Source organism: Photorhabdus kayaii (assembly GCF_025384895.1).
In the GTDB taxonomy this organism is placed as follows: domain Bacteria; phylum Pseudomonadota; class Gammaproteobacteria; order Enterobacterales; family Enterobacteriaceae; genus Photorhabdus; species Photorhabdus kayaii.
The window spans coordinates 1-1,207 of record NZ_JAJAFZ010000183.1 but is presented as its reverse complement, the minus strand read 5'-3'; the positions used below and the strand labels follow the sequence as shown (position 1 = coordinate 1,207).

At 41.3% G+C, this 1,207-nt stretch carries 2 protein-coding genes; both read right to left on the bottom strand.

Annotation, left to right across the window (positions count from 1 at the left end):
• Window positions 1-162: 162 nt before the first annotated feature.
• On the bottom strand, window positions 163-378 hold the full coding sequence (locus LGZ98_RS23770; RefSeq protein ID WP_262978734.1) for a hypothetical protein: 216 nt from the start codon (window positions 376-378) through the stop codon (window positions 163-165).
• Window positions 375-950 carry a BRO-N domain-containing protein gene (locus LGZ98_RS23765; RefSeq protein WP_113040757.1) on the bottom strand — a complete coding sequence of 192 codons (576 nt, stop codon included), beginning with the start codon at window positions 948-950 and terminating at the stop codon, window positions 375-377. The genes LGZ98_RS23770 and LGZ98_RS23765 overlap by 4 nt, the downstream gene beginning before the upstream one ends.
• Window positions 951-1,207: the final 257 nt, after the last annotated feature.

The window sequence follows — 1,207 nt, the reverse complement described above, 5'->3', positions numbered from 1 at the left end:
TGCTAAAAAGTTAGTATCTGCCCGCTGGGTACCCATAAAGAAATCACTACTATCGAGCACTCTGTTAGCAGAATGCTCTGAATTAGTGACTAGTCTTCATTAATTGGCAACCATAGAGGAAATCCCTATTGTTGATTTAAGTCGTTGATTCTCCCAAGGCCGTCACTTTGGGAATGGCTTACCAGAGCTGTATTTACTTGCCCACGCTTTCGCTATGTGCAAACAATCATCGTACATCTTGCCCTTACGACTTGCCGACGAACTGCGGCGGTAATAATCCACCGCTTTATCACTTGCCATACACGCTATAGATGAAGAAAAGCCGAGCTTAACTAACTCGGCCTGGATGTTCTTAGCGATGAATTGCTCATGATTCATGTCTGCGGTTCTCCGCCCGGGAAGTCATCAAAGCCGGGCAAAGTAAGCTGCGATAATTCCAGAATAACTTGCTTGGCCTTGCGGAGTTTCTTTAGATGACGCTTACGAAGATTCATCATTTCACTACCCGGTCTACCAAAGTTGCTATAAGACCACTTATCAGCGGCCACCAGCCGATTCTGCATTTCACCAAGTGTCAGTGACTTTAAGCTTTCCATGTCCATCAAAGAGAGATCTGTCTGATTCTCCTTGTCTGCTAAATCCAATAGCCAGCGACGAAGTTGTTTAGCGACTTTTGTATCTGCCAACATGCCAATTAAATGAGAACCTCTGATAGAGAAAATTCTGACCTTCTTCTTACGTAAGCTATTGTTTATTCCAATGGTCATTGATTCAGTGACCATTGTCATATCGCTAGTGAACTCATCTTTATTTGAGTTAAAGAGGTTAGTTACAGACTTCTCATTTTTATATTCAAGCAACTCTGCAAGATGTTTGCTCGTGAACCAGGTTTTCCCATCATGATTATCGAAAGGAACAATAGTGTGATTTTTGAAAGTTAATGTGTTCATTGTGCTTTACCTTTTTAGAGATAGAGCCTGCCTCATAGAAAATCAGACCAAAGAATCAGCACAATACTGAATTTCTCAGGCTCTATTTCCTAAACAGGTTTTTTGGGTTTGAATGCGCATGAGGTGCGCGGTGAAATTCGGATATAAAAAAGCCCCGGATTAACCGAGGCTCATTGATTAGATATTCTTTATTTTGTGAATAACTTCACAAGATCTATAAAATCTTGGCATAGTTCTAACTTGTGTCCGTGATCGTC